The sequence below is a fragment of the Acinetobacter sp. YH12097 genome, assembly GCF_013419225.1.
GTDB classification, from domain to species: Bacteria; Pseudomonadota; Gammaproteobacteria; order Pseudomonadales; family Moraxellaceae; genus Acinetobacter; species Acinetobacter amyesii.
The window spans coordinates 33071-39842 of record NZ_VPAN01000030.1 but is presented as its reverse complement, the minus strand read 5'-3'; the positions used below and the strand labels follow the sequence as shown (position 1 = coordinate 39842).

The window sequence follows — 6772 nt, the reverse complement described above, 5'->3', positions numbered from 1 at the left end:
TGAAGACTACGACGTTGATAGGTTGGATGTGGAAGTGCGGTGACGCATGAAGCTGACCAATACTAATTGCTCGTGAGGCTTGACTATACAACACCCAAACAGTTGTATGTAAAGCATCAATTGATTCGATATTAAGCAAAATAACTTGATTTAGTTAACGCTTAAGAACAAATGAGAGTATAATTAAGCACTGCTTAGTTCTACTCGCAAGAACTCAGATATGATCTGTTAATAACTCATTTGACCAAGCAACGGCACTGAAAAGATAAGACCAAATGCAAAGTCATAACAGTTGTGCTGGCGACCATAGCAAGAGTGAACCACCTGATCCCTTCCCGAACTCAGAAGTGAAACCTCTTAGCGCTGATGGTAGTGTGGGGTTACCCATGTGAGAGTAAGTCATCGCCAGCTCATTATTCGAAACACCCTCTGACTAGTGCAGGGGGTGTTTTTTTATGCGTGGAAAAAAGATAAAAGGGGGCGAAAATAAAGCGTTGGAAATCCAACGCTATAAATCGACCTAAAACGATAAAATTATCTTAACTGACGTCGTACATGCTTTAATGCAGTTCTTAACCCTTCTTCTAAAGTTGGATGATAAAAGGGTTTATTTAAAATTTCATGAATGGTTCGTTCTTCTGAAATCATCCAAGCTAACATAAGCCAATGACTGCATAATTTGAATTGTGGGCGGGTATCCAACGAATATCATGGTCCATTCTGACCAAGGCTCACAGCACTGTAGTCGTGATTTTAGAGCGCTATTATTGATGAATAACTGCATCCAAAGCATGTCTAGACGAGGCCTTGCGCAGTATATTGCTCATGGGATAATGCAGTAACAGAAAGCTTCTTTCACACATTTAAAGGTCATGTGGTACATGGCAGTGTATTTTTGACCCGAAAAGAAGCCAATGTTGTCTTGTTTGACTATATTGAGATTTACTACAATCGAGTGAGAAGGCACTCTGCAAATGGTTGGTTAAGCCCAGAAGCCTTTGAGCAGAAATATTTTAAGAATTTAGAGGGATAGGTTGTCCACGATACTGCCTGGGATCATTATTTGGCTACCTTTATCGGGTAAATTTTATATTTAAAATATCAATATCCTAAATATTCGATTAAAAAAAACCTGCTTAAAAAGCAGGTCATAGATTTAGAGAAATGAAGTCAATTAAGCAAAAATATTACATGCTGCAGATGCCAAAATCCATAGAATCACCACTGCAACTACTGGCTCTACAATTTTTGACCAAGTCGGTACTTGTACTTCAGTTGTTACGTCTTCTTGTGTATGTTGTTGATTAACCATTTGATTGAACTCCTTCATTGATGCCTCTAATGATATCTCTTCTTGAAGATTTGGTTTAGAACCAAGGAGCTCTGTTAGGTTGTTTGTTGACCAAACCCAATCATCCGCTTGACCAGAAAGATGTTCAATTTGTCCGTTGAGTAATTCTCGAATACTTTGCGGTGAATGTGAGCCTGTATCATGAAGTTGTTTTAATTCATTTAATTGTAAATGAAAAACTTCTGTAGTTAGGTTTTCGAGTTCAGAGCGTTCTAATGTTGATGCATTTGAAGGGTTGGTGGTGAGATGACGTGAAACTTCCTGAATATAGAGTTCATCAGGCTGAGTAATTTCTTGATAAACCTTTTCACCATTAATGCGTAGCTGATGAATCAATTCACCTAAGGTTAAAGCATTAATTTCACGTAAATGTTGTCGTTTTTCTTCACGATTTAAATGACTTAAAAGCGTAGGCTTTTGAGATTCTATTTGTTCGACAAAATATTGTACTAAATCAAAAGCCATTATTCGCTTCCTTATTCTTTAATCGAGCAACCTTAAACCCGGTTTTTTCTTCGGTTGCTCTTGTTGTTCTTGGTCGTTTGATTTTAAAGCATTTTGATCATTCTGAATACCTTCATATTCTTGAGGATCGAAGAACATGCCTTGACCATTTTCACGTGCATAGATGCCTAGAACAGCAGAAAAGGGGATATAGAGGTTTTGCGAAACGCCACCAAAGCGTGCAGAGAAAGTAATCGTCTCATTACTCATGTGTAGCGCATGCGTTGCATGAGGTGCGATATTCAGGACAATTTGGCCATCTTTAATATATTGAACTGGCACCATCGTACCATTCTGTGTCGCATCGACAAGTAGGTAGGGGGTAAGTTGGTTTTCACAAATCCATTCATAAAGTGCCCGTGTTAAGTATGGACGTGTTGGAGTGAGTTGTAGTTCCTGTTCAGACATAATGCTTACTCGAATATTTATGGAAAATTAATTTTTTACTAAAAGCTCGCTATAGCGATTTTTTTCCTGCAATGTCATTGATTTGATAAATGCTGGACGGCTAAAGATGCGTTGGCAATAGAGAAATATAGGGCGGCATTGCTGTTTGGGAAGCTCAATACCCATGGCTTTTAGGCGCAGAAATATAGGCGCGAGCATACAGTCTAACATGCTAAATTGTTCAGACATAAAATAAGGATAATGCTGAAACAAGGGGGTTAGTGAAATGAGTGTATCACGTAATTGTTTTTGTGCGTTTTGCTTGGCTTTTTCATCGAGGGTATCGGGATGGCGAAGCATAATATCAGCCAGTCTTAACCAATCTTGTTCGAAGCGCCATACATATTGACGTTGCTCTGCACGAGGCATAGGTGCATCTGCATACAGTTTATTTTGACGATAACGGTCATCCAGATATTCGGCAATAATACTGCTGTTATAGAGTTTTAGGCCATTTTCAATCATCATCGGAAGTTGATTGTAGGGATTTAAACTCGCAAGATCTTCGTCTTCATCATCAGCAATAATTAAATTATGTTTGATTTGCTTCTCTGCAAGTACATAGCGTATCCAGTGTGAGCGAAAGTCATCCGCATGACTGTAAAGCGTAATCCCTTGGAGAGGTGCATTTTCGACTGACATAATCCGAGACGATGAGAAATGAATAAGATAGGATACTAAAATTAGACAGTAAAATCACGGAGACTTTAGCAATATCAATGCAGCTACAACGAAAATTCCAGTTTTGGTTTATTTTATCTGATAGATTGTCATGTCATTCATTTACCTGATCATCACCGCATGATGACCATTGCACTTGTACAAAAATTATTATTTTTCGCTGCGGTTATTTTTATGGGCATTGGCTTTTATACGGCACTCGCTGGAGGTTATGCCTCTGATTATGGAGCAGAGGATGATAGCCCTGAACAAAAAAACAAAATCACCATCTGTACAATTACACTAACACTGTCGGTTATATGCTTAATTGCGAGTTTGAGTCTCTTGGTTTATCGGTTCGTTGTTATATTTGCATCATCTTCATAAAAATCAAGATATAAAAAAACCTTGGCATAAGCCAAGGTTTTTTGTCCGATTCGGTAAACGAATTAACGTTTAGAGAATTGAGGACGTTTACGAGCTTTACGTAAACCAAGTTTCTTACGTTCAACTTCACGAGCATCACGAGTAACGAAACCAGCTTGACGAAGAGCAGGTTTAAGAGTTTCGTCAGAAGCGATCAATGCACGAGTAATACCGTGACGGATAGCGCCTGCTTGACCACCGATACCACCACCAGCAACAGTGATGTAAAGGTCATATTTCTCAGTAGCTTCTAAAAGCTCAAGTGGTTGGTTAACAACCATACGAGCAGTTTCACGACCGAAATATTGTTCTAAAGAACGGTTGTTGATTACGAGTTTACCAGTACCAGCTGATAGGAAAACACGTGCAGTTGCGGTCTTACGGCGACCTGTACCATAGTTAGTAGCCATGTGCTGTATCCCTTAGATGTCCAAAACTTGTGGCTGTTGAGCAGTATGTGGATGCTCAGTACCAGCGTACACTTTCATTTTCTTGATCATTGCATAACCAAGAGGACCTTTTGGCAACATGCCTTTTACAGCACGTTCGAAGATTTCTTCTGGTTTGTGAGCAACTAATTTTTCGAAATTAGTTTCACGAATACCACCAGGGAAACCAGTGTGGCGATAATATTTCTTATCAAGTGATTTTTTACCAGTCACTTGAACTTGCTCAGCATTGATAACAACGATGTAGTCACCAGTGTCAACGTGAGGAGTATAAGAAGTTTTGTGCTTACCGCGTAAACGACGAGCGATTTCAGTCGCAAGGCGACCTAAAGTTTTGCCAGAAGCATCAACAACGTACCAGTCGTGTTGAACTTCAGCTGGCTTAGCGCTGAGAGTTTTCATTAAACCACTACCTATTATAGTTGGTTTGGACTATGGAAGCTGTCCAAACAAAAGGAGACGCGATTCTATACGAATACGTGAAGAATCACAAATGAAAATATAAAATTTCAAGCGCTGTATTGTAGTATATTTCTTCAGCAATAAACAGTAGATAATCCAGAAATTATAAAAAAAGCGGATGAAAGTAAATCATGTCGAATTCTAATCTGTTAAAAAACACATCTGAACACTCATTCTGGCGGCAATGGTTGCAATTAATGGGCTTATATCACGCCTTAGTTTTAAGCCCAACTTTTTTGTATTTGGTGTATTTGCACGGGGCGGATGGTGCGATCATCGTTTTGTTAATGATGCTCACTTTATTTTTCCTTAGTTATTTATTGGTTTATCTGTTGATTGGATTATTGCTTCTGGGTGGTATGTCTTTTTGGCTGATAACGAAGTACCCGCAACATGTGTCAGCCGTTCAGCGCGGCATTGTCATTCTTATTGCATTGATTTGGATCATTGGCATTTCAGGTTTTGCTTTCGATTTCATTCCATACAATGTCGCACAACGCGCTTATTTTTGAGTTTTAGTCCGATATTTTTAGTCAATAAAATTAGGTCTGTCATGTGCATCACACAGTATAATCATGCTATTGCACACACAGGATAGACCCATGCTGCCTTTATATATCACGAGCGGTGAACCCGCAGGTATAGGACCTGATATTTGTTTGAGCTTAGCCAATCGAATAGATGAAAGGCCAATTGTGGTTCTTATTGATAAAGATTTGCTGCTCAAGCGTGCTCAACAGTTAAAGCTCGAAGTTGAACTGATTGACTATGTTGGGCAGGAGGTGTCGGCGGCTCTAGGTCAGCTTTATGTGGAACATGTACCTGTGACTAAATCTGTCATCGCAGGTCAGTTAGATGTGAATAATGCAGCCTATGTGTTGGAGCAATTACGTCGTTCTGCAGATTATGCGATGTCTGGCAAAAGTGTTGGTGTTGCAACTGCACCTGTGCAAAAGTCGATTATTAATGATGCCGGTATCCATTTCAGCGGACATACGGAGTTTTATCAAGAATTTGCAGGCGTTGAGCGTGTCGTGATGATGCTTGCGACCAAAACGCTCCGTGTCGCATTGGCAACAACACATTTACCGCTTCGTGATGTTGCGGATGCCATTACTCAAGAACGTTTGCATCAAGTCATTGATATTTTAATTCATGATTTAAAAACCAAATTTAAAAAAGATCATCCGCATATTTTGGTGTGCGGTCTAAACCCACATGCGGGTGAAGATGGCTATTTGGGCATGGAGGAGATTGAAGTGATCAATCCGGTGCTAGAGCGTTATCGCGCTCAAGGGGTGAATATGAGCCTGAGCTTACCTGCCGATACCTTATTTACCCCTGAAAATTTAAAAGATGCCGATGCGGTTTTGGCGATGTATCACGATCAGGGTTTACCTGTGTTAAAATCGCAGGGATTTGGTGAAGCCATCAATATTACTTTGGGCTTACCGTTTATTCGGACTTCAGTGGATCACGGCACAGCACTGTCACTGGCTGGAACTGGTCTTGCTAAAAGTTCGAGTTTACAGGTGGCGGTTGATTTGGCTTTAGAATTAGCACGTGCGAAAAATAACGAAACTTAATAATAAAGGTTTGAATTTTATATGAATAATAGTAAAAAATTATCAAAAATAAAACAGGAAAATAACAAGATGCTTAGGGCGAAATCGATCATTCGCCCATTTTTGGGGATTGCGTTAGCGTTGATGCTGTCAGCATGCTCAACGCTCGCTACAGATCATCATTCTTGTGACTTAAAAGTATTATCGCTGCAAATTCCGAAACAGACGGAAGGATTTATACGTTTTGCATCACCGGGTGCTGTGGATGGCTTTAAACATAATCAGCAAAAATTTAATCAAGCGCTGACCGCGATGCATAAAAAATATGCGAATCGTGGCGGTGCTGATAAAATGCTTCAAGATGGACAGGCAATCAATGCTAATATTGATCTGCTTGTACAGCATCAAAATAGCCTGAGTGCGCTATATGAATATCAACTTCTTGTAAGTGAAACCATTCCAGGTATTCAAGCTGAATACAACCTTTTGGCTGATATGATGGCTAGAGCAAACAATTCAGCAATGCAAGCGATTATTGCTAAAAATCAAGTCTTTATTGCGGGACGGCTGTTGGATTCTTTGCTGAATTTAACTGATGTGAATTCTATTCATCCAGACGATTTAGATGACTTTTTAGCGGATTTTGAAACTTTTAATCTTTATTTGAAGGCTCAGCTGAATGGCAATCCTGAACTGGGTGTAGAGCGCGTAAACAATGCTGAAATGCGCGAAAGTTTGCTCTCCATTCAGGCTGAAACTGAAGAAATGATGAAATCTGAAACAATGGCTTTGTTGCAACAAAGAGAGCCATTGCTCAGTGTAATTAAAGCGGCTCGGGATAATGTGACCAAGTCCGAAGAAATTTTTGCTCGCTTGAGTGAATTTGAATCAAGTCAGTAATCGTTGTA

Annotated in this window: 9 protein-coding genes, 2 rRNA genes and 2 pseudogenes; 7 read left to right on the top strand and 6 right to left on the bottom strand. The window is 39.7% G+C overall.

From position 1 onward, the window contains the following. Window positions 1-87, top strand: a 23S ribosomal RNA gene (locus FTU37_RS12260); the annotation flags it as partial. Between the two features lie 209 nt (window positions 88-296). Next, window positions 297-411: ribosomal RNA gene (gene rrf / locus FTU37_RS12255) — 5S ribosomal RNA — on the top strand. Between the two features lie 123 nt (window positions 412-534). Here rrf and FTU37_RS16750 read toward each other — a convergent pair. After that, window positions 535-660 (bottom strand): annotated as a pseudogene (locus tag FTU37_RS16750) (hypothetical protein); the annotation flags it as partial. A 32-nt stretch (window positions 661-692) separates the two neighbouring features. Here FTU37_RS16750 and FTU37_RS12250 point away from each other — a divergent pair. Continuing rightward, window positions 693-1033: pseudogene (locus tag FTU37_RS12250) on the top strand (IS3 family transposase); the annotation flags it as partial. Between the two features lie 141 nt (window positions 1034-1174). Here the strand turns inward: FTU37_RS12250 and FTU37_RS12245 are convergent. The 3 genes from FTU37_RS12245 to FTU37_RS12235 are packed head-to-tail and all read right to left on the bottom strand — an operon-like array spanning window position 1175 to window position 2944. Beyond that, entirely contained in the window at window positions 1175-1816 is a 642-nt protein-coding gene (locus tag FTU37_RS12245; RefSeq protein WP_180041715.1) for a hypothetical protein, read from the bottom strand. Between the two features lie 18 nt (window positions 1817-1834). Then, window positions 1835-2263 carry a ClpXP protease specificity-enhancing factor gene (locus tag FTU37_RS12240; RefSeq protein ID WP_180124412.1) on the bottom strand — a complete coding sequence of 143 codons (429 nt, stop codon included), beginning with the start codon at window positions 2261-2263 and terminating at the stop codon, window positions 1835-1837. Between the two features lie 27 nt (window positions 2264-2290). After that, complete coding sequence (locus FTU37_RS12235) at window positions 2291-2944, bottom strand: glutathione S-transferase N-terminal domain-containing protein (RefSeq protein WP_180026697.1); 654 nt, start codon at window positions 2942-2944, stop codon at window positions 2291-2293. Window positions 2945-3103: 159 nt separating this feature from the next. On the opposite strand from FTU37_RS12235, the gene FTU37_RS12230 reads away from it, so the two are divergent. Continuing rightward, window positions 3104-3349: a hypothetical protein gene (locus FTU37_RS12230; RefSeq protein ID WP_180108978.1), complete on the top strand. Its 246-nt coding sequence runs from the start codon at window positions 3104-3106 to the stop codon at window positions 3347-3349. A 62-nt stretch (window positions 3350-3411) separates the two neighbouring features. Here the strand turns inward: FTU37_RS12230 and rpsI are convergent, their stop codons facing one another. Then, window positions 3412-3798, bottom strand: a complete 387-nt coding sequence (gene rpsI / locus FTU37_RS12225) for a 30S ribosomal protein S9 (protein WP_078190115.1) — start codon at window positions 3796-3798, stop codon at window positions 3412-3414. A gap of 12 nt (window positions 3799-3810) precedes the next feature. Then, entirely contained in the window at window positions 3811-4239 is a 429-nt protein-coding gene (rplM, locus tag FTU37_RS12220; protein WP_004722943.1) for a 50S ribosomal protein L13, read from the bottom strand. A 191-nt stretch (window positions 4240-4430) separates the two neighbouring features. Here rplM and FTU37_RS12215 point away from each other — a divergent pair, with 191 nt between their 5' ends. From FTU37_RS12215 to FTU37_RS12205, 3 genes are all read left to right on the top strand, one after another. Next, the gene (locus FTU37_RS12215; protein WP_180124411.1) at window positions 4431-4811 is read left to right on the top strand and encodes a hypothetical protein; all 381 of its coding nucleotides are present in this window, start codon (window positions 4431-4433) and stop codon (window positions 4809-4811) included. Between the two features lie 90 nt (window positions 4812-4901). Beyond that, a complete protein-coding gene (gene pdxA, locus FTU37_RS12210; protein WP_180124410.1) occupies window positions 4902-5885 on the top strand; it encodes a 4-hydroxythreonine-4-phosphate dehydrogenase PdxA in 984 nt (327 codons plus the stop codon). Between the two features lie 69 nt (window positions 5886-5954). Then, the gene (locus FTU37_RS12205; RefSeq protein ID WP_180124409.1) at window positions 5955-6764 is read left to right on the top strand and encodes a pilus assembly protein PilJ; all 810 of its coding nucleotides are present in this window, start codon (window positions 5955-5957) and stop codon (window positions 6762-6764) included. The last annotated feature ends 8 nt before the right edge of the window (window positions 6765-6772 follow it).